Here is an 18,927-nt window from a genome sequence, read left to right as displayed (position 1 = left end):
TATATATACATACGTTAATCTGGGCTTATTGTCTTAACAAGTTTGTATTTCTAGACATGGAGGTGCTTATGAAATCACAGTCTACTTCATTATTTGCGGAAAGAAATTTTGATTTATCTAAGTCCTATGCGAAATCATTAGACCAGCAAGATGTGCTAAGTAAATTTAGAGACGAGTTTTATGTAAAAGAAGGGTACATTTATTTAGATGGTAATTCGCTAGGGCTATGTTCGAAGCGAGCAGAGAAGTCCCTACTTCATGCTTTAGAAGATTGGAAGCAGTTCGGCATTGATGGTTGGACAGAAGGGGATCATCCTTGGTTTTATTTATCTGAAAAATTAGGCAACAAGATGGCTCCGTTAGTTGGAGCACAGGAAAATGAAGTGGTTGTCACAGGTTCTACTACATCTAATTTGCATCAGTTGTTAGCTACGTTTTATCGACCCGAGGGAAAAAGAACAAAGATCATCGCAGATGAGTTGAATTTTCCATCCGATATTTATGCACTGCAAAGCCATTTGCAATTACATGGACTAGATCCTGAATCGCATCTTATGAAGATAAGAAGCCGTGACGGTCGTACGATAACACAAGAAGATATTATGGGAGCTATGACGGAAGAGATTGCGCTACTCGTATTACCAACAGTGCTATACAGGAGTGGGCAATTACTAGATATTCAGCGTATTACATCCCATGCACATGAACTAGGAATGATCGTAGGTTTTGATGCTTGTCACTCCATTGGTGCAATACCTCACGAGTTTCATAGCTGGAACGTAGATTTTGCGTATTGGTGTACGTATAAATATTTAAATAGCGGGCCCGGTGCGGTAGGGGCTCTATTTGTGCATGAAAAACATTTTAGTAGACAGCCGGGATTAGCGGGATGGTTTGGTTCAGATAAGCAAAAGCAATTTGACATGGAGCATACGTTTACACCAGCGCCACACGCGGGAGGAATGCAAATTGGTACACCGCATATTTTGAGTATGTCCCCTTTAATAGGATCACTAGAAATGTTTCATGAGGCAACAATACAACGTATTCGCGCTAAATCTTTACATATAACGTCTTATTTAATGTATTTAATCCAACATGAACTACAAGGCTTCGGCTTCCACATCGGAAATCCGTTAGAAGATGAAAGAAGGGGAGGCCACGTTTGTTTGGAACATGACGAAGCGGCGAGAATTTGCAAAAGTTTGAAAGCAAAAGGGATTATCCCAGATTTTCGCGCACCGAATGTAATTCGTCTTGCTCCTGTGTCGCTGTACACAAGCTATGGTGAAGTATTTGATGCAGTGCAATGTTTGAAGCAAGTGATGATGGATAAAGAGTATGAAGAATATGAAAATAAGCGAGAAGTTATCGCCTAGTGTAGCTGATGCATTGCTTTCTGTTCTGCAAAGGAACATCGCTGTATAGATAGTGGATTGTGATAATAAGTTGGAGAAACAGCGTAAAGTCAAATTACCCAGTATTAGACTGAAAAGAGGAGATGGGACAACGATGACTCTAATAGATATATCACGAAGACTAGGGGAAAACGTACCGACATGGCCAGGAGACACCCCTTTTTCGTTTGAACTAAGTTGGACTAAAGCAGATAGCGGCTCCGTTAACGTAGGAAAAGTAACGATGAGCACACATACGGGAACACATATTGACGCTCCGTTTCACTTTTCAGGTGATGGTCAAAAAGTCATCGACTTAGACATTGCAAGGTATGTGGGCGAGGCACTTGTCATTCATGCATTGAATATGGAAAGTATTGGAGCAGAAGATTTAAAGCATATACATTTAGAGGGAGTAACAAGGCTCTTGATTCGTACCGATTCTTGGAAAGATCAGCGTGTTTTTCCGCCAGAATTCACATTTTTAAGACCAGATATTGCACCATATTTAGCTGAAAAAGGAGTACAGTTAATCGGCGTTGACGTGCCTTCCGTAGATGCGATAGACAGCAAAACATTACCTGCACATCATGCCCTGCACAACCATCATATCCATATTCTGGAGTCTGTACAATTAGCACATGTCGATCCAGGAAAATATGAGTTGATTGCTTTGCCATTACCATTGGTAGAGGGTGATGGAAGTCCAGTGAGAGCGGTACTGCGAAAGAACGAAACAAATTCTTGAACCATGAAACCATAATGGGAGAGTGATAATCATGAGTAACGTACTATCTGATTATGAAAAATATATTCGAACAGAGCAGTTATTACAGCTCCAAAAAACAGATGATGAGCTATGCTGTGAAGATGAATTAACATTTCAAATGGTACATCAAATTGCAGAGCTGCATTTTAAATTAGTATTGCAGTACATGGATTTAGCAGAGAAGAGCATGATTCAGCAGCAAGTGTTCCAAGCCATCCAGCAGTTACAACGTATTCATATGCATGTGCATCATTTACCACAAGTATTTAGCATGGTCAAAGTCATTAGTCCAATGGATTACCATACCATTCGCTTAGCTTTAGGAAGAGGGAGCGGTCAAGATTCACCTGGATTTAATCAAATATTACAAGAAGGACCAAAACTGTGGAAGCCATTTGCTGCATTGTTGAAGCAAGAAGAATTAACCCCCTTATCATTACATAAACAATCCAAGCAACATCCGCAGTTATTTCAATGCATGCAGGCACTGATACAATTTGATGAAGGGTTTCAAAGTTTTCGTCATCATCACCTTCAAATCGTAAAACGCATGATAGGATTGGAAACCAAAAGTTTAAAAGGCATTCCAGCACAAATGTTGGAAAAAGGAGTACGTCAAACGTTTTATCCAGAACTGTGGGAAGCGATTTGCGAGTTGACGGAGTTCACGGGCAGCAGTTATAATGCCAAGCCATTAGAAGATTAGAAAAGGGATATGTATCCCTAGCATATGTACCCGTATACAGTAGACATTTTAAAAAAGTATGTTTGCTATATACGGGATTTTTTTATGGCTAAAATCAAATACACTAGATTTTAAGACCGAGTACACTAGATTTTAGAACCACATACACTACATTTTAAATGGGAAGTAGCACTCTTTTTTGCAGCATAGTAAATTATAGTGGGAAATAATATTGAATTAACGTAATACCTCAACTAGCTTCTCTCCAAAGGCTTTAGCACCGTCTGGTCCGTCGCCTGTAATAATATCAGAATGTGCAACGACATGCTGCTCCACATACTGTACGTTATTTTCTTTTAATCCGTTCATTTGTACGTCCACTGGATAACATGTTGCTTGTCGGCCTGACAGCAAACCAGTTTTTGCTACAGTTACAGCACCAGCACAAATTCCTGTAAGAAGAACTTTTTGTTCATGCGTTTGCTTTAAGTAGTTTAGTAGTTCTTGATTAGGCCATAGATGGTCATTCGTACCAGAACCTCCAATGACAGCAATGACATCATAATCAGTAGCTGAAACATCAGAGAAGATGACTTCGGCAGTCGTTTTTTCTTTGTAGTCCCCAATGATTTCACCTGTTTTTGTACTGGCAATGGTCACTTGATGTCCTGCACTTTCTAATGCTTTTTTCGGATGGAATAATTCATCCTCATTAAATCGTTCTGGTGGTATAATAAATAGTGCTTTTTTATTCATTAACATTCGCCTCCTGAAATAGAAAAGTTTTCGTTGTATTACATATTTCATTCTACCGACGTTTTTTTACACTGTGAAGAATGCACTTTTTTGTGCGGAGGTTACCAAACGGTTACTATATAAGTGGAATGAACTTGTTCAACTAACTTACTACTACTATTCATAAGATGGAGAAATTACCATACACAACCTTTACGCCTGGCTACTGAGGTGTAAACTTGTATTCCATCATTTGTTCATCTTATATTATAAAAAAGGGGTTGCTATCTATGTCAGATACATTGCGAGAAGAGATTAAAAATAGAATTTTAAATCATGATTATCATTGTGAAAAAGAATTAACTTTATCTATACTTAGTGGCAAATGGAAGGTAGTTATTTTGTGGCATTTAGGTGTAGAAGGTCCACATCGATTCAGTGAACTGCAAAAACTTTTTTCAGGGATATCACATAAAGTATTAACAAATCAACTACGAGAACTGATAGAAGATGGGATTGTGCACAGAGAGGTTTACCCTGAAGTGCCGCCGAAAGTGGAATATTCTATGACAGAACTAGGGATGACGTTGTTGCCTATCGTGGAGATGATGTATGATTGGGGAAAACAGCGAATGGCTCAAATTAAACAAGAGAATAATGTCCAAGAAGATAAATAGCTCTTTACTTTAGTTTCTGTATCCACAGCACAGCGTGTTTTACTCCTTCAAAGACATGGAACGTAACTGATTGATAGTATAAAGTGGTATCTTTATTTGTTGGGTTTCTAGTTGTTTGTTAAAGTCCTGTTCTTGTAATGGGCCTATAACGATGCGCTCGTTCTTGTTGATGATCCAGTAATGAAACACATAAGAGACATAAGATACATTTTCTTTTTCAGCCAATTGTTTTGCTATAATAAAATCGTCATTAAATCCTACTTCTAATACTTCGGACGGAATGACTTCATACATGACAGTAGAATGCGCTTCTCGTGTCTCATTTATGGTAATGACATGAGAAGAGATTCTATTAATATAATAATCTTCTCCTAGGGCAATATCAAAATCTTGTAAGCCTGCACATCCAGATAGTAGACCAACTAAAATACCAAAAATCATTATTTTTTTCATATTATTCTCCATTCCTGCTTCATGATATCATCTGCAAATGACGCATGATGTGTATTATCATGTGAAGTAAAATTTTTCCTATACTATTTTTCATTATACCGCAAGCATGCCTTTTTTCCATTTGTTATTAAAATACTAATACTTTCTCATGATAGACATGAATGGAAGAAAAGAATGATGGCAGCAAAGGAAAGCATATTTGTCATGTCGAATATGAAAATATAGTCACTGCTTTATTTACAGAAAAGCATAATAACAGAAGCATGATGTTCATAATTAAATATATTTTAGTATTAAGCAACTGAACTGAAAAGATCAAAGATAAGAAGGGAAGGGTAGGTATACTCCATGGACAAGATAACCAAAGTATCCAAAGTGAACGTTGAAAAAGCAAAACATTTTTTGCAGTATGAAGGCCGCCCATTAGACTATGCATTATACTGCTATGCATTTGAGCATGGGAGTAGGGAAGAAGTCAAGAAAGCATTACAACATTTTCAAAATGAAGATGGTGGATTCGGTAATGCGATTGAACCTGATATGAGATGCAAAGCTTCTTCCGCTATTGGAACAGCGATAGGTCTTCGCTTTTTGTACCTTATTGAAGCGGACAGTCAAGATGAGATGGTGCAGTCCGCTGTACACTATTTGTTACGCACTTTTGTTAAAGAAAAGAACGGTTGGCAGATCGTTCCGAAAGAAGTGAACAATGCTCCACGTGCAGTGTGGTGGAATTATAGTGAAGATTGGCCGTGGGGTAATCCTACAATGGAAATTATCGGCTTGCTTCGTCATTACCATACACTCGTGCCACAGGAGTTTTTACAGCATCTAACGACATCGGCACTTTCCTATATTACTGAGTTGGAGCATTTTGATCATCATGAAACGATGAGCATCATGAGAATGATCCCATTTCTTACAGATCAACAATACGATAAAATTGCTTCTAATATAAATAAAATGTTACTTAGCATAGTGGAAACAGATCAGAACAAATGGAATACATACGGTTTACAGCCACTGTATGTCATTCCGCACCCATCTTGTAAGCAGTATGAGCTATTTGCAAAAGTCATTCCAGACAACTTAGACCATCTTATCGCGCAGCAAACGTCTCATGGCAATTGGGAAGGTAATTGGTCATGGGGGCAATTTGAGGAAGAAGAGCAAATGGCGAAGAAAGAATGGAGCAGCTTCTTAACATACGACTATTTGGTCATGCTACGTAACTATGATCGATTGGAAAATTAACATGAAAATAGAGAGAGCATGAATGAAAGCTAGAAAGATCGAAAGCTAGAAAGATCGAAAGCTAGAAAGATCTAAAGCAGCAAGGTTGAATGTGAACAGGTTGTAAAATATAAAGATTACACATTAAAAATAACAGGCGGGAAAGAACCACGAAATTGAAATCTACTGGTGCTGTACCCCAAAAACTAGAGTAACATTTAGCTTTTAGGATCACTAACCTTCGTGGTCTTTTCTCATCCTGTTTGTATACATTCATCGTTTATTCTTTTACCTTGCTACTTACTACCTTCTATTTGTATGCCATACATCACTTTTTCTAAGTGTTACATCACTTCCGTTGACATCCAATGTATGTGTTGGTTTACATACTCAGCACTTGCTTGGATACTTTATCGATTTCTTCTAACTCGCTCTCATTCAATCGAAATGACAACGCACTGATGTTTTCTTTTGCATGGGAGATCTTGGTTGCTCCTGGGATAGCAACGACGGTGTCTCCGTGGAAAGTGATGAGCCAATTTAAAGCAATTTGGCTTGGGGATACTTCATATTTCTCCGCTATACTTTCCAATGTATCGATAAGCGGTTGAGAAGTAGTAATATTTTTGAATTTTTTTCGATTCATGATGCGGCGGCTTCTCGATAGTTGCTGTAGTAATTCAGGATTTTTATGAAATTTACCTGTGACCAATCCTTGTTCTAGTGGAGAATAGGCGATGATCGTAATGCCTAGTTCTTTCGCCGTGTTAATGACATCGTTGCTTTCCATCCGACGATCTAGCAGACTGTATTTGACTTGATTTGAAACGAGTGGGATATCATATTGCGCTAATTCTTCGTGTGCTTGTCGCATTTGTTTGGCATTAAAATTACTTACGCCCACGGTGACGACTTTACCAGATTGAACAAGCTCCGCCATGGCTTTCATTTGCTTTTTAATAGAGGAAATCGAGAACGGTTGATGTACTTGATGTAAGTGGATCGTTCTTCCTTGCAGACAGTCGATACGATCTTGAATGGTTTTAGTAATAGAGGATGCCCTGCGTAAAACAGGCCACCATTTCGTAGCGATAAGTGCGTCTTTTTCTGTTACATCCATCTTGTTTAATATACGGGCAAGCGCTTTTTCTGACTCTCCATTTCCATAAGCCTCCGCTGTATCGAACCAGTTGATTCCCCCATCTAGTGATGTTTGAATAATCTCCTCAATCATCTTGTCGTCTACACTGGACCAAAAGTTACCTATCATCCCTACACCTTTACTAAACTGCCAACAACCTAAACCTAATGCGGAAATTTCTAAATCAGATGTTCCTAGTTTTCGTTTTGGTATCATATCTATCCTGCTATAAAAACAATAACGGAATAGGCTCATTTTCATTTTTACTCTCTGTTTTCTATCTCTGCTGTTTGAATGAAACGTATTCTGCTTACTTTTATAGCAGTTTCACCTCCCTCTCCATGTATATAGACAAGTATATGCAGTAATGTTGACTTCATTATCTCATTGTTTATTTTTTCTGTATCATTACTAGAATAAAGGAAAGTAAAGGAAAATGAAACTTTTTTTAAATCTATACAATAAAATAAGAGTATAAAATAGTCATGATCAAATAACTTGTTCCATAGTATATACATAATATATGTACTATAGACGATATAAAACTTCAAAGGTATTCTCTATCATTAGTGCATAAAAAAATGGGAAGCGAAAAAGAAGTGACTATACCAGTGATATACCATCATTTTTACATTAAGTTGATTTTCATTTGATCATATTGTGGTTGTAAATAGTAATAATTACGGTTTATAATGTGTGTATTGGACAAAGAAAGGAGACAAGCGAGTGTTACGCAAAAATTATATTTTAGACATGATAGGTATAGCATTCGTCGCTTTAATGCTAAACTACTTTTTATCTGGACAACTTCTTCCTTCGTTCATGATGATAGAAGTACCTGCTTCATTCAAGCAACTGAATACCATTTTTCTCAGTATCTTAATTGAAGCTATTCCGTTTGTACTTATTGGGGTGCTGATTGCGGGTTTTATCCAAATTTTTATTACAGAAGAACATATTCGCAGATGGATTCCTAAAAATCGTTTTTTGGCTGTTGTGATGAGTTGTGTTGTAGGGGCCTTTTTTCCAGCATGCGAATGTGGTATTGTACCTATAGTAAGAAGATTAGTGAAAAAATCTGTTCCGATTTATGCGGCAGTTGGTTTTATGCTCACAGGTCCATTGATTAATCCGATTGTTATTTTGTCTACATATATGGCATTTGGTAACGATGTGGTTATGGCTAGTTTGAGAATGGGGATAGGTTTTGTTGCTGCATTGCTCATTGCTTTAGTGATAAGTTATGTGGTAAAAGGAAATCAATTAAAACATGTAGCAGACTCATCGTCTCACGAACATCACGGACATGAAGGTGATGATCATGGACATCACCATCACGATCATCATGAGCATAAGGAATCGATGGGAAAGAAGCTTCATGGTGTATTGAAGCATTCTATTGATGAATTTTTTGATGTAGCAAAGTTTTTAATTCTTGGTGCGTTTATTGCGTCAGCAATACAAGTTTACGTACCGACGTCTTCCCTGTTATTATTCGGTGAAAACGCACTTGGTTCTACGATAGTGATGATGGGATTAGCATATTTCTTATCTTTATGTTCAGAGGCAGATGCATTTATTGGTGCATCTTTCAGAGGGCTGTTTCCTACTACCTCCATACTAGCATTTCTCGTGTATGGTCCCATGATTGATCTGAAAAATACGATCATGCTCTTGAGTGCTTTTAAAGCTAAGTTTGTATTCTCTTTACTGTTTTACATTACTTGTATCGTGTTTATATGCATCACGATGACGTATGTATTTATATAAGGTGGTGAATGACATGCAATTTCATTTTCAACATATGTTGCGTGCGATTATATTAGCAGTTTTTGCTTGGTTTATTGTAAGACTGCATATTTCGGGTGAGGTGACGATGTACATTAATCCGAAATATTCGTTACTGAGTCAATTGGCAGCGGGGCTGCTTTTAGTATTATTTGTGATTCAAGTTTTTCGCATCTTCCAGCCTAAAGTAGAGGATCACCATCATTGTGATAATGATTGTGGGCATGATCACGGTTATAGTGATTCGACCTTGAAAAAAATAATGACCTACAGTATTATTATTTTTCCTTTGCTTACTGGATTTGCACTGCCGCCACAGCTGCTAGACTCGTCCATTGCGGCAAATAAAGGAACGTTACTAAGACAATCCAGCGTGGCTGCAAACGAAACAGCGCCAGCAGCAGAGGTTGAAGATGTACAGACAGATCAACAGCCATCTTCTTCTAGTGATGTAACGGAAAGTGGCGATGCATCAGGAGAAAATGCAGAGCATGTTCCTGATCCTGCACTAGCGGATAAAAATGTCGTTGAGCTAGAAACGCACGACGCCATGCAAGCGAAGTTAAAAGAATCTGATACGATTACGTTTGATGACGAGTATTATTATCCTTATTATGAATGGATCAGCATGGATCCCCAATCCTATGTAGGGAAAACGATCAAAATAAGTGGATTTGTGTATAAGGAAGATGGACTTGCATCGAATCAGCTGGTTTTAGCACGATTTGCGATCACGCACTGTATTGCCGATGCGTCTATTATAGGGTTTTTGGCGGAATTTGATGAAGCTGAAAATTACGAAAAAGATACTTGGCTAGAAATAGAAGGAACGTTACAAATGACGACATACCTAGATATGGAACTGCCAGTGCTACAGGTGGAAAAATTGGACACCATTGACCAACCAGATCAACCATATGTGTATCCTGTATTTTTTGACATGACAAATTAGGGTGTGAAGATGAAACGTAATAAAATAAAAAGACAAACAAGAAATTGAAGTTTTACTTTTACCTTACAGCAGTAAGGTAGTTATCATAAAAAATAAACAAGACCTAGTTTCTCTTTTTTCAATGTTGAGAGACTAGGTCTTTCTTTGTGCTATACATGTGCTTCTATTTCATTTCGCCTATATTTTGTCTATAAATTTGTCTATTAAAATATAACCCATACAAAAAATAATATAATCATACTAAGTTGTAAAACAATCTTCATCACACTGCTAGTAAATAACCCTACTAACGAACCCCATCCTACTTTTACCGCACGATTGATATCTCTATGCTGTGTCAGTTCACCAATAATCGCCCCTACTAATGGACCGAGGATTAAACCGAACCCTGGGATGAGAAAAGGACCGATGATAAGACCGATCGTCGTACCAATGACAGAAGCTCTGCTGCCGCCATATTTTTTTACGCTCTTGGCACTGAGCCAATAATCGGCGATGAAAATAACAGCGAGAATGGCCGTTTGAATAGACCAGAACCAAAAACCAAAAGGTTCAAAACTTATAAATAGACCGTATACAAAAAAAGCTGCGTAAATAGCGATGACACCCGGTAATACAGGAAAAATAATGCCTGCCATCCCTACCACAAATAAAACAATAATCAAAAGCCATCCAATGAATGTTAACATCGTTTCCTCCCCAACTTATGCTTTTATCTATTTTACTATATTAAGCTCCCACGAAACAAATGTTGAGTATACATGTAAATATTAAAAATATGACTTAATTTAAAGAGGATTTTAAGGTGCGAGTAGAAGTAGGAACAGTTCAATATGCTTGACATTCATGCAACTCAAAACAACCTTAAGAGGTGCATGAAGATAACGCGTACTAGTTGGCAGTATGTTAGTTTGGAAAAATAATGAAGCAATTACAGGCTTTATCGATGATGTATGCGTTGTAGAGCAATGGAGAAAACTCTTGGGACAGGAAGAAGTTTAATGTTACAAGGGTTATTGTATCTAAAGAAAAACGGACTACATGAAGCACAGTTGCACGTCCTAACGAATAATAAAAGCGCTCTATCGTTATACGAATCCGTAGGGTTCGCTATCAGTAAAGAAGAACAAAGATACCGTATCCATTTGTAATTCAATCCTTTTTTTGTTAATCTAACAGAAATGTATATTTACCATGTATGCGAAATAGTTGATGATAAAACATAGGTTAACCATATCTTCACACTTATCTTCAACTTTTGTAAGAAATTAGTATGGTTTTTTCACTCCTAATCGTATAGACTTAGGTAGGACATGCCGTATACATGTTTTCAAGTTAATTGATAATTTAGAATATTAAGATTGGGTTTGTGAGAGGGGATTGTAATTACAGTTATGAACAAACGTAAAAAGTCAGACAATTGGAAGAAAGATATGTTACCTTATGAAACACCATCGATGAAGCATAGTCTGTGGCAATTGGTGAATACGACTATTCCTTTTTTTGCATTGTGGTATTTAAGTTATTTGAGCTTGCACGTTTCTTATTTACTCGCTTTGATTCCTGCGATCGTTGCTGGTGGTTTTCTAGTACGAATATTTATTATTTTTCATGACTGTTGTCATTTATCCTTTTTCAGAAATCGTAAAGCGAACGAAATTGTAGGTACGATCACCGGTATATTGACATTTGTACCATACATGCAGTGGAAATATTCTCACTCTGTCCATCATGCTACGAGTAGTAATTTGAGCAAAAGAGGGACAGGAGATATTTGGACCCTCACGGTGGATGAATATTTAGCTGCGCCAAGATTGCTGCGATTGTGGTACAGATTTTATCGAAATCCACTAGTGATGTTTGGACTAGGACCTATATATATTTTTCTCATTCAATATAGATTCAATCGGAAAGCTGCAAAGATGAAAGAACGTGTGAACACGTATATCACGAACATCGGTATTGTAGGAATTAGTGTACTGCTCTCCTGGCTTATAGGATGGCAAGCATTCTTATTAGTACAAGGAACGATTTTCTTTGTTTCTGGTGTTGCTGGCGTTTGGTTGTTTTATGTACAACATCAATTTGAACCAACGTACTATGAAGAACAAGAAGAGTGGGACTATGTGAAAGCAGCTTTAGAAGGAAGTTCGTTCTATAAGCTTCCGAAAGTATTGCAATGGATGACAGGCAATATTGGGTTTCATCATGTGCATCATCTTAGCCCTAGAGTTCCCAACTATTATTTAGAGCGAGCACATACTAGCCAGTCCTTTTTACAACGTGCACGTGTCATTACGATGTTAACTAGCTTACGCTCACTTCGTTATCGACTGTGGAGTGAAAAAAAGAAAACATTTTTGAGCTTTAAAGATATAAAAATGCTCCGACGCGTAAAACAATAATTGTATTTTAATTTAACCCCCTTCATCATCGGAATTCAAACAATATGCTGTGATGGGAGGGGGTTATTTTATGCTAAAAACGTTGTGAAACTAAATCACTATTGACTGCTATAGCAGCTTTATTTCCTTCGGCAGCAGCAATGGTTACAGAGGAGGGGGCCTTCTTTTCCGTTTCTCCAGCAATGTAAATATTGTTTTGTGTCGTTCTGCTCATTCCGTCTGTAATAACAGTTCCGTTTTCGTCTACTTCACAACCTAATTGTTCAACAAATGTATTGTGACGATAAAAGGTTGGTACGATAAATCCACCAGATCTTTTTAAGATTTCACCTGTATTGAATTCCACTCCTTGCAAATGACCATTATTACCTAGTAACTTTTTTACTGGTTCCGTTTTTATTGTAATATGACGTTTCTGCAATGATTGCATCGCTTCTTTGCTTATGTCCGCACCGTTTGTAATAAGCACAATATCTTTAGACCAGTTGTAAATTAATGTAGCCATATGCAGCATAAATTTTTCCTGTTCCGCGATGACAATCAGTGGTTTATCTTTCATTTCCCATCCATCACAGTAAGTGCAACTAAACAGACTTGTTCCATAGTAATCTCTCACATTTGGAATAGAAAATTTTTCTTGAATTCCTGTTGCCAACACTATTTTTTCTGCACGATATTGTTCATGGTCTGCTGTTTTTACTATGAATGTTTCATTGCCAGATTCTTTTGTTACCTCGGTCACCTTTGTATGAAAGTAGGATGTAGATGGGTATTGCGCTATTTCTGCTAACACAATATCTTTTAACTGCTGTGGTTTGATTCCGTCTCGAGATATAAATCCATGAGACATCGTAGTTACTCTATTTCTGTTACTGCCATCGTCGAACAAACCGACTTTTCTCCTCGCTCTACCTAACGTTAGACTAGCACTTAATCCAGCTGGGCCTGCACCGATAACAATACAATCAAAATCCGTTATTTTATCATAGTGCTCTTTATTTATCACATGCTTTTGCATCTAAATCCCTCCTAAAATAAGTATGAGTGTAATATTTTAATTGATATTAGATATAAAAGACATTTAATATCTATAATTAAACGATAAAAAAGAAATACGAATAGCGTAATAAACGTTCATATCGTGATGATGGCATGGTATTCTGCATATTTTTATTGCATTCGTTCAATTGCAATATGAACCTTTGTTGTAAATGGATTTCAACATGAACTAATCAACATGAACTAAATTAAATCAGCAATCGTGTATTTTTTCAACTCTTCTTCCATCTTCACTTCAGAATTTAACATCACTTTTTGTATAGGACATCCCGGTCCATGATTGTAGCATGCAAATAACGAAGACTTTCCTTCAATGGCGTGAATGATATCGAGAAAAGAAATAGATTCCCACCCATGAGATAATGTGTAGCCTCCATTTGCACCAGATACAGAATTAATCATGCCTTCTTTTGCAAGCTTAGTTAAAATCTTAGAGAGGTATGTTGGCGAAATATCTTGTTTCTTTGCAAGCACTTGTACGCCTACAGGTGTATTAGATTTTGTTGCAGCTAAATGTAACATGGAGTGTAGCGCGTAATTCGTTGCTTTTGAAAACTTCATTTTACAACCTCACTAATCAAAGAGTCTAATTGTCTGTGATTAAATTATATTTTACATTTTATATGGTGTCAATACTGGAGATAGACATGTTCAAACTACGACATTCCAAAAAGTAAGAAAACTGTACACAAGGATATCATTAAAGTCATTGAAATGACTGAAAAGAATGAAGTAACTGAAATGGAAAAAAGAATAATAAAGAATGGAACTTGCTTTTTCTTTTGTTATAATTGACTTAATATTCAAATCATTTCATTTGTAAAGCTACCCTGCATTGTACTTAATGGTTATGATGTATTTCTGTCATTGGTAAGTTGGGTTGCTTAGGGAAGGTAACAAAAATAAAACTAACGAGAAACATGCACAGCAATAACGATATGAAAAATTGTATAGAAGATAACCGCGGTGAAAAGAGATTGAACAACTCTATCGTTGTAATACAGAGGAACAAGAGAAGCGAGAGGAGGAGCAAAAACATACTTTCAATAGGATCTAGCATGATAGCAAGCATCGCCCCCATCATCGCTGACATGACTCCAGATAGAAGACCTTCCACTAACACGATGTACCCTAAAGGCAAGGATAACAATACTATACATATAGAAATGAAAAATACGCTAGATATCGTTGCAATAAATAAACTGTGATGAAAGTGAATACCTAGCAAAAAACCAAGACATAGCCCCAAACTCATCGGTAATATCATGGACACCAACTTACTGTTTGCAGCTCGTTTCGTTTTGGTGATGAAAAGACAACAGCATAGCACAACGTAACATATAAGTAATATACCGATAGAATAATACATAAACATTTGTTCCACCTCGTTTTCAGCAATTTAGAAAAAAATGTGTAGTAGATTTTTTAGCATACATTATGAATATGAATTTTTGCGAAGATTATTACAAGTTGAGCAACGATAGATCAGTTATTTTAAACGTGAAGTTTCTCTCTGGAATATAATTTAAGTTGGGAGCTGCATGATTAGCTATGCCAGCACTTGTATTAAGCATACTTTTCATAGGTACTTTCATTATGAACATCTGAAGAGTGTTTTTTTAGCTTCCAAATTAAAATGAAAAATTATGTAAAAATATCCATTAAATTTGACACGTGTTTTTTATACGTGTTAATATATAATTGTAAAGGGGTACGGTAATGAAACCGAAAGAAATTATCAAAAGACTTGAAGCAGAAGGTTGGAAATATAAAGATAGTAATGGTTCACACAGACATTATGTACACCCTACTAAAAAAGGAAAGGTTACTGTGCCTTTTCATAATAAAGATTTAAAGAAAGGTACACTTAATAGTATTTACAAACAAGCAGGTTGGAAATAAATAAATTTTCCTATAAAAGGAGAGGAATTTATGGATAGATATATTTTTCCTGCCGTTTTTATGGTTGATGAGGAAGTTGGTGGATACACTGTAACGTTTCCAGACTTACCAGGATGTATCACAGAAGGTGATACGTTGTCAGAAGCTTTAAATATGGCAAAAGAGGCGTTAGAGTTACATTTATATTGTTTAGAAGATGAAAAAGAATCAATTCCAAGACCTTCATTACCTGAAAATATTGAAATAGATCATGGCGAGTTTATTAACCTAGTAGAGGCTTATATGCCATTAATTCGCATGGAGATGGCTAATAAGACAATAAAAAAAACATTGACTATACCCAAATGGCTTGATGATTTAGGTAAAGATAATAAAGTGAATTTTTCACTTGTTTTGCAAGAAGGATTACGAAATTACCTTGGAATTAAAGAAAATAGTCGTAACCATGAAACGTTAAAGAATAAATAAAGAAATCATCAATGAGCTGTCAGTTTTAACTACTGGTAGCTCATTTCGCTTTTGTAAAAAACCGCTCATAACGCAAATTAATATTGCAAACAGGACAAAACTAATCTATACAGACTCCGTTTGTGAATCCACAAATAAGAAAGGAAATGGTAAAGTGATTGAAATATTTAAAAATAAAAACTATACCAAACTTTTTGCTGCAGCGATTACTTCAGAGATGGGGACTACCGTTGGTAATATGACATTTGCCTTTTATCTAGCGGATCATTTTAGTAGTCAGCCTTACTGGATATCGTTAGCGGAATTAATGTATTCACTACCTACACTATTTGTCTTTTTGTTTATTGGAGTCATCGCCGATCGATTCGACAGGCAAAAAATTGCCGAGTACTCTGATTGGATTCGTGCTGTATTGACTTTATTTCTTATAGCATCTATTCCAATGCATATTATTCCTTTAACGTTAGGTATTTTATTTTTACAAAGTGCAGTACATAAGTTTTTTCACCCTGCTCAATCTGGACTGATTCAAGGAATTTTGAAGAAAGAACAATATCAAACGGCATTCGGTTTAAATCGAATGATTTTCGGTGTGTTCTTGATTTTTAGTGTAGGACTGGGAGCCATTACTTACAATACAGTTGGAATATATGGAGCGTTTATGATCGATGGAATAAGCTTTGTTATTTCAGCTCTTATGATTAGATCGTGTAAAATAAACAAAGCAGTTAGACTACCAAATGGACATTTTAAAATAAAAGAAATAAAACTAAAACAGACGTGGATAGATTTTCAAAATGGAGCTACATATGTGCTGAAGAATAAGTTGTTACTGTTTCTTGTAGCTGGATTTTTTATGTTTGGGTTGATTAATGGGGCATTTTATGTGGTCTCTTTGTTAACGATGAAATATAAATTGGATCTAGTCAACTATGAGTGGTATGCTGCATTATTTACGATGCTACTTGGTATAGGTATATTTGCAGGAAGCGCACTAGCATCTACGATAGGAACTAAATTTAAACCTTATCTACTTATTATTGTCTGTTCATTGATAACTGGGTTTCTAGCTTTTATAGGAGGAGTATCGACATCCGTTACGCCCTATATGATTGTAGCTCCTATTTTAGGTCTATTCCTTGCGCCAATCTGGGTTGCTATCGGTGGATGGATACCTAGAATTGTAGCCCCTAGTTACATTGGCAGGGTAAATGGTCTAATAGATCCTATCATGATGTTAGCGCAATCCATTTCCCTAGGACTCATCGCTGTATCATTTCCTGCATTCATTTCTGTAGATTTCATTTATTATGGAATGGCATTGTTATTGAGCAGTGTGGGAGTACTTTATATGCTGACACTACCGAAACTTGCTAAAGTGGAAACGGCGAAAGAGTTGACTAACGAAAGTGGCACAAAAGTAGAGGCCTAGTGTATTTTAAATCGTAAAGAAAGGAAGGGGGGCTTGCTCATGGATAGGAAAGCACCAACACCATATCAAATACCGAAGCATATTGTTTCTGCATCAACCATTGTCATCAATACACAAAATGAATTGTTGCTGATTAAAGGGCCTCGAAGAGGATGGGAGATGCCCGGAGGACAAGTGGAAGAAGGGGAGTCCTTACAAGATGCTGCGATAAGGGAAACGAAAGAGGAAAGCGGTATAGATGTAGAAGTTTTACAGTTTTGCGGCATATTCCAAAATGTTGAAAAGAGCATTTGTAACATGCTGTTTTTAGCTAAGCCCATTGGCGGACAATGTACCCCTTCTCCTGAAAGTTTAGAAGTAGGATTTTATCCCATGGAGCAAGCTTTAAACATGGTAACTTGGAAAAACTTCAGACAAAGGATAGAATACGCACTAGATAGAAGTAAGCATCCATTTTATGTTGAGTGTTAGTGTTAACGGTTCAAAAAGTTCATCACTGGTATATAATGATAGTAACACAAAAGGAGGGTTCTAAATGGAGAAAAAAGATATCGAGAAAATCCTTAAGGAACAAAAAAACCATTTGTATGAGCATTTTTTCGTAAATAAAATCGGTTTGTTTGGTTCCTACGCTAGAAACGAACACCACAGTGAAAGTGACATAGATATTTTGGTTGAGTTCTATAAACCTGTTGGATTCTTATTTTTTGATCTGAAAGATTATTTAGAATCTTTATTTAATAAAAAAGTTGATTTGGTCACTGTGAATGCTTTAAAACCAATATTAAAGCAAGATGTCTTGAATGAGGTGCAATTTCAATGATGATTAACAGGTACAAGCTATTTTTATCTGACATAGTGTAGTGAGCAGTTTAGATAGCTTAGTTAATCGGTCTATTATTCCAAAAGCAAAACTTCGAACATTTTCCCTAAAATTCTCCATTCCCAACTTGCCCATCCCCGCCATGTAGATTATATTAAAAAATAAGAACAACAGAATGGAGTAGATAATCTATGACGAATTATGAAAGCAATACACCACATATCATCACTTTTCCTAACGGGGTACCAGGGTTTGAACATTGTAGACAGTTTGAACTGACACAAGTGGAGCGGGATCTACCTTTCTATGACTTACAAGAAACAGAAGGGGAGATCACACTATTACTTACGAACCCATTCCTACTATTCCCAGACTATAAACTAGACTTATCTTCTGAAGTCCTACAAGAAGTACAAGCAACCAATGCAGAGGACGTATACATATTTACTATCATCACCATGGGAGAAACATTAGCGCAATCTACTGTTAATCTATTAGCACCAATCATTATCAATATGAATCAAAAATGTGGCAAGCAACATATCTTACATCAAAGCTCATACATATCAAAACAACCTTTTCCAGTAGAGTTGCCACATGGGGGTGTCAAATAATGCTTGTCTTGACACGTAAAATAGGAGAATCTATCGTTATCGGCAATGATATCGAGTTATTTGTACTAGAAACAGACGGAAATAATGTGAAATTGGGAGTGAAAGCTCCAAAACAAGTAGACATCTACCGCAAAGAAGTATACGTAGAAATACAAAAAGCGAACAAAGAAGCAGCAACGAAACATAAATTAGGTAGTAAATTTGCCGATTGGATGCGAAAAAACGAGAAAAAAAGCTAAATGGTGTCATAAAAGCGGTATAAAAAGCAAAATTTCGCTAATTTCAGCGATAATCAAGAGAAAATAGATAAAACAAATGAAAGTCTTCCTCCGATATATATAGTAGGCAAGGCGTGGGGCGGCCGACCTAGCGTCGTGTCAAATACAAGGATGTA

23 protein-coding genes are annotated in these 18,927 nt (G+C 36.6%); 16 read left to right on the top strand and 7 right to left on the bottom strand.

All coding sequences use genetic code 11. From position 1 onward, the window contains the following. Positions 1-68: 68 nt before the first annotated feature. The 3 genes from kynU to D1Z92_RS03875 all read left to right on the top strand — a co-directional run bounded on the left by kynU (position 69) and on the right by D1Z92_RS03875 (position 2,872). A complete protein-coding gene (gene kynU / locus D1Z92_RS03885; RefSeq protein ID WP_128894341.1) occupies positions 69-1,379 on the top strand; it encodes a kynureninase in 1,311 nt (436 codons plus the stop codon). Positions 1,380-1,512: 133 nt separating this feature from the next. Beyond that, positions 1,513-2,145: an arylformamidase gene (gene kynB / locus D1Z92_RS03880; RefSeq protein ID WP_128894340.1), complete on the top strand. Its 633-nt coding sequence runs from the start codon at positions 1,513-1,515 to the stop codon at positions 2,143-2,145. A gap of 31 nt (positions 2,146-2,176) precedes the next feature. After that, positions 2,177-2,872, top strand: coding sequence for a tryptophan 2,3-dioxygenase family protein (locus D1Z92_RS03875; protein ID WP_128894339.1), 696 nt, complete (start codon positions 2,177-2,179; stop codon positions 2,870-2,872). A 216-nt stretch (positions 2,873-3,088) separates the two neighbouring features. On the opposite strand, the gene D1Z92_RS03870 is transcribed toward D1Z92_RS03875, so the two are convergent. Continuing rightward, positions 3,089-3,607, bottom strand: coding sequence for a DJ-1/PfpI family protein (locus D1Z92_RS03870; protein WP_128894338.1), 519 nt, complete (start codon positions 3,605-3,607; stop codon positions 3,089-3,091). A 269-nt stretch (positions 3,608-3,876) separates the two neighbouring features. Here D1Z92_RS03870 and D1Z92_RS03865 point away from each other — a divergent pair, with 269 nt between their 5' ends. Beyond that, positions 3,877-4,263 carry a winged helix-turn-helix transcriptional regulator gene (locus tag D1Z92_RS03865; protein WP_128894337.1) on the top strand — a complete coding sequence of 129 codons (387 nt, stop codon included), beginning with the start codon at positions 3,877-3,879 and terminating at the stop codon, positions 4,261-4,263. A 39-nt stretch (positions 4,264-4,302) separates the two neighbouring features. On the opposite strand, the gene D1Z92_RS03860 is transcribed toward D1Z92_RS03865, so the two are convergent. Then, complete coding sequence (locus tag D1Z92_RS03860; protein WP_164931443.1) at positions 4,303-4,716, bottom strand: DUF3997 domain-containing protein; 414 nt, start codon at positions 4,714-4,716, stop codon at positions 4,303-4,305. A gap of 348 nt (positions 4,717-5,064) precedes the next feature. Here D1Z92_RS03860 and D1Z92_RS03855 point away from each other — a divergent pair, with 348 nt between their 5' ends. Next, a complete protein-coding gene (locus tag D1Z92_RS03855) occupies positions 5,065-5,970 on the top strand; it encodes a hypothetical protein (RefSeq protein WP_128894335.1) in 906 nt (301 codons plus the stop codon). A 361-nt stretch (positions 5,971-6,331) separates the two neighbouring features. Here D1Z92_RS03855 and D1Z92_RS03850 read toward each other — a convergent pair whose 3' ends face one another. Continuing rightward, positions 6,332-7,306: an aldo/keto reductase gene (locus D1Z92_RS03850; protein ID WP_128894334.1), complete on the bottom strand. Its 975-nt coding sequence runs from the start codon at positions 7,304-7,306 to the stop codon at positions 6,332-6,334. A gap of 564 nt (positions 7,307-7,870) precedes the next feature. On the opposite strand from D1Z92_RS03850, the gene D1Z92_RS03845 reads away from it, so the two are divergent. Then, entirely contained in the window at positions 7,871-8,860 is a 990-nt protein-coding gene (locus tag D1Z92_RS03845) for a permease (RefSeq protein ID WP_240666563.1), read from the top strand. A gap of 13 nt (positions 8,861-8,873) precedes the next feature. After that, positions 8,874-9,830: a TIGR03943 family putative permease subunit gene (locus D1Z92_RS03840; RefSeq protein WP_128894333.1), complete on the top strand. Its 957-nt coding sequence runs from the start codon at positions 8,874-8,876 to the stop codon at positions 9,828-9,830. Positions 9,831-10,033: 203 nt separating this feature from the next. Here the strand turns inward: D1Z92_RS03840 and D1Z92_RS03835 are convergent, their stop codons facing one another. After that, complete coding sequence (locus tag D1Z92_RS03835; RefSeq protein ID WP_128894332.1) at positions 10,034-10,519, bottom strand: DUF456 domain-containing protein; 486 nt, start codon at positions 10,517-10,519, stop codon at positions 10,034-10,036. A 264-nt stretch (positions 10,520-10,783) separates the two neighbouring features. Between D1Z92_RS03835 and D1Z92_RS17205 the strand changes: the two genes are divergently transcribed. After that, a complete protein-coding gene (locus D1Z92_RS17205) occupies positions 10,784-10,981 on the top strand; it encodes a GNAT family N-acetyltransferase (protein ID WP_370741202.1) in 198 nt (65 codons plus the stop codon). Between the two features lie 243 nt (positions 10,982-11,224). Continuing rightward, positions 11,225-12,235 (top strand): Delta(5) desaturase DesA, encoded by a 1,011-nt coding sequence (desA, locus tag D1Z92_RS03830; RefSeq protein WP_128894331.1) that lies wholly within the window; start codon positions 11,225-11,227, stop codon positions 12,233-12,235. A gap of 73 nt (positions 12,236-12,308) precedes the next feature. Here desA and D1Z92_RS03825 read toward each other — a convergent pair whose 3' ends face one another. The 3 genes from D1Z92_RS03825 to D1Z92_RS03815 form a co-directional block, all read right to left on the bottom strand. Continuing rightward, positions 12,309-13,214, bottom strand: coding sequence for an NAD(P)/FAD-dependent oxidoreductase (locus D1Z92_RS03825; protein WP_128894365.1), 906 nt, complete (start codon positions 13,212-13,214; stop codon positions 12,309-12,311). Positions 13,215-13,477: 263 nt separating this feature from the next. Next, on the bottom strand, positions 13,478-13,855 hold the full coding sequence (locus D1Z92_RS03820) for an Rrf2 family transcriptional regulator (protein ID WP_128894330.1): 378 nt from the start codon (positions 13,853-13,855) through the stop codon (positions 13,478-13,480). A gap of 280 nt (positions 13,856-14,135) precedes the next feature. Next, the gene (locus tag D1Z92_RS03815) at positions 14,136-14,669 is read right to left on the bottom strand and encodes a hypothetical protein (protein WP_128894329.1); all 534 of its coding nucleotides are present in this window, start codon (positions 14,667-14,669) and stop codon (positions 14,136-14,138) included. Positions 14,670-15,013: 344 nt separating this feature from the next. On the opposite strand from D1Z92_RS03815, the gene D1Z92_RS03810 reads away from it, so the two are divergent. The 7 genes from D1Z92_RS03810 to csrA all read left to right on the top strand — a co-directional run bounded on the left by D1Z92_RS03810 (position 15,014) and on the right by csrA (position 18,772). Continuing rightward, complete coding sequence (locus tag D1Z92_RS03810) at positions 15,014-15,196, top strand: type II toxin-antitoxin system HicA family toxin (protein ID WP_128894328.1); 183 nt, start codon at positions 15,014-15,016, stop codon at positions 15,194-15,196. Positions 15,197-15,226: 30 nt separating this feature from the next. Then, positions 15,227-15,664, top strand: coding sequence for a type II toxin-antitoxin system HicB family antitoxin (locus tag D1Z92_RS03805; RefSeq protein WP_128894327.1), 438 nt, complete (start codon positions 15,227-15,229; stop codon positions 15,662-15,664). 154 nt (positions 15,665-15,818) lie between these two features. Then, the gene (locus D1Z92_RS03800) at positions 15,819-17,096 is read left to right on the top strand and encodes an MFS transporter (protein ID WP_164931441.1); all 1,278 of its coding nucleotides are present in this window, start codon (positions 15,819-15,821) and stop codon (positions 17,094-17,096) included. 39 nt (positions 17,097-17,135) lie between these two features. Beyond that, complete coding sequence (locus D1Z92_RS03795; RefSeq protein ID WP_128894325.1) at positions 17,136-17,567, top strand: NUDIX hydrolase; 432 nt, start codon at positions 17,136-17,138, stop codon at positions 17,565-17,567. A gap of 64 nt (positions 17,568-17,631) precedes the next feature. Continuing rightward, positions 17,632-17,919 (top strand): nucleotidyltransferase family protein, encoded by a 288-nt coding sequence (locus D1Z92_RS03790; RefSeq protein ID WP_128894324.1) that lies wholly within the window; start codon positions 17,632-17,634, stop codon positions 17,917-17,919. 191 nt (positions 17,920-18,110) lie between these two features. Further along, on the top strand, positions 18,111-18,533 hold the full coding sequence (gene fliW, locus D1Z92_RS03785) for a flagellar assembly protein FliW (RefSeq protein WP_128894323.1): 423 nt from the start codon (positions 18,111-18,113) through the stop codon (positions 18,531-18,533). After that, entirely contained in the window at positions 18,533-18,772 is a 240-nt protein-coding gene (gene csrA, locus D1Z92_RS03780; protein WP_128894322.1) for a carbon storage regulator CsrA, read from the top strand. Before fliW ends, csrA begins: the two co-directional genes overlap by 1 nt. The last annotated feature ends 155 nt before the right edge of the window (positions 18,773-18,927 follow it).

It is taken from the genome of Longirhabdus pacifica, from assembly GCF_004115085.1.
Lineage (GTDB): Bacteria > Bacillota > Bacilli > Paenibacillales > DSM-105158 > Longirhabdus > Longirhabdus pacifica.
Note: the sequence above shows the minus strand (reverse complement) of the source record. Positions and strands in the feature narration are given on the sequence as shown.

Coding starts and splice junctions, on each gene's coding strand:
- kynU (WP_128894341.1), top strand. CDS start 69: ATGAAATCACAGTCTACTTCATTATTTGCGGAAAGAAATTTTGATTTA.
- kynB (WP_128894340.1), top strand. CDS start 1,513: ATGACTCTAATAGATATATCACGAAGACTAGGGGAAAACGTACCGACA.
- D1Z92_RS03875 (WP_128894339.1), top strand. CDS start 2,177: ATGAGTAACGTACTATCTGATTATGAAAAATATATTCGAACAGAGCAG.
- D1Z92_RS03870 (WP_128894338.1), bottom strand. CDS start 3,607: ATGAATAAAAAAGCACTATTTATTATACCACCAGAACGATTTAATGAG.
- D1Z92_RS03865 (WP_128894337.1), top strand. CDS start 3,877: ATGTCAGATACATTGCGAGAAGAGATTAAAAATAGAATTTTAAATCAT.
- D1Z92_RS03860 (WP_164931443.1), bottom strand. CDS start 4,716: ATGAAAAAAATAATGATTTTTGGTATTTTAGTTGGTCTACTATCTGGA.
- D1Z92_RS03855 (WP_128894335.1), top strand. CDS start 5,065: ATGGACAAGATAACCAAAGTATCCAAAGTGAACGTTGAAAAAGCAAAA.
- D1Z92_RS03850 (WP_128894334.1), bottom strand. CDS start 7,306: ATGATACCAAAACGAAAACTAGGAACATCTGATTTAGAAATTTCCGCA.
- D1Z92_RS03845 (WP_240666563.1), top strand. CDS start 7,871: ATGCTAAACTACTTTTTATCTGGACAACTTCTTCCTTCGTTCATGATG.
- D1Z92_RS03840 (WP_128894333.1), top strand. CDS start 8,874: ATGCAATTTCATTTTCAACATATGTTGCGTGCGATTATATTAGCAGTT.
- D1Z92_RS03835 (WP_128894332.1), bottom strand. CDS start 10,519: ATGTTAACATTCATTGGATGGCTTTTGATTATTGTTTTATTTGTGGTA.
- D1Z92_RS17205 (WP_370741202.1), top strand. CDS start 10,784: ATGCGTTGTAGAGCAATGGAGAAAACTCTTGGGACAGGAAGAAGTTTA.
- desA (WP_128894331.1), top strand. CDS start 11,225: ATGAACAAACGTAAAAAGTCAGACAATTGGAAGAAAGATATGTTACCT.
- D1Z92_RS03820 (WP_128894330.1), bottom strand. CDS start 13,855: ATGAAGTTTTCAAAAGCAACGAATTACGCGCTACACTCCATGTTACAT.
- D1Z92_RS03815 (WP_128894329.1), bottom strand. CDS start 14,669: ATGTTTATGTATTATTCTATCGGTATATTACTTATATGTTACGTTGTG.
- D1Z92_RS03810 (WP_128894328.1), top strand. CDS start 15,014: ATGAAACCGAAAGAAATTATCAAAAGACTTGAAGCAGAAGGTTGGAAA.
- D1Z92_RS03805 (WP_128894327.1), top strand. CDS start 15,227: ATGGATAGATATATTTTTCCTGCCGTTTTTATGGTTGATGAGGAAGTT.
- D1Z92_RS03795 (WP_128894325.1), top strand. CDS start 17,136: ATGGATAGGAAAGCACCAACACCATATCAAATACCGAAGCATATTGTT.
- D1Z92_RS03790 (WP_128894324.1), top strand. CDS start 17,632: ATGGAGAAAAAAGATATCGAGAAAATCCTTAAGGAACAAAAAAACCAT.
- fliW (WP_128894323.1), top strand. CDS start 18,111: ATGACGAATTATGAAAGCAATACACCACATATCATCACTTTTCCTAAC.
- csrA (WP_128894322.1), top strand. CDS start 18,533: ATGCTTGTCTTGACACGTAAAATAGGAGAATCTATCGTTATCGGCAAT.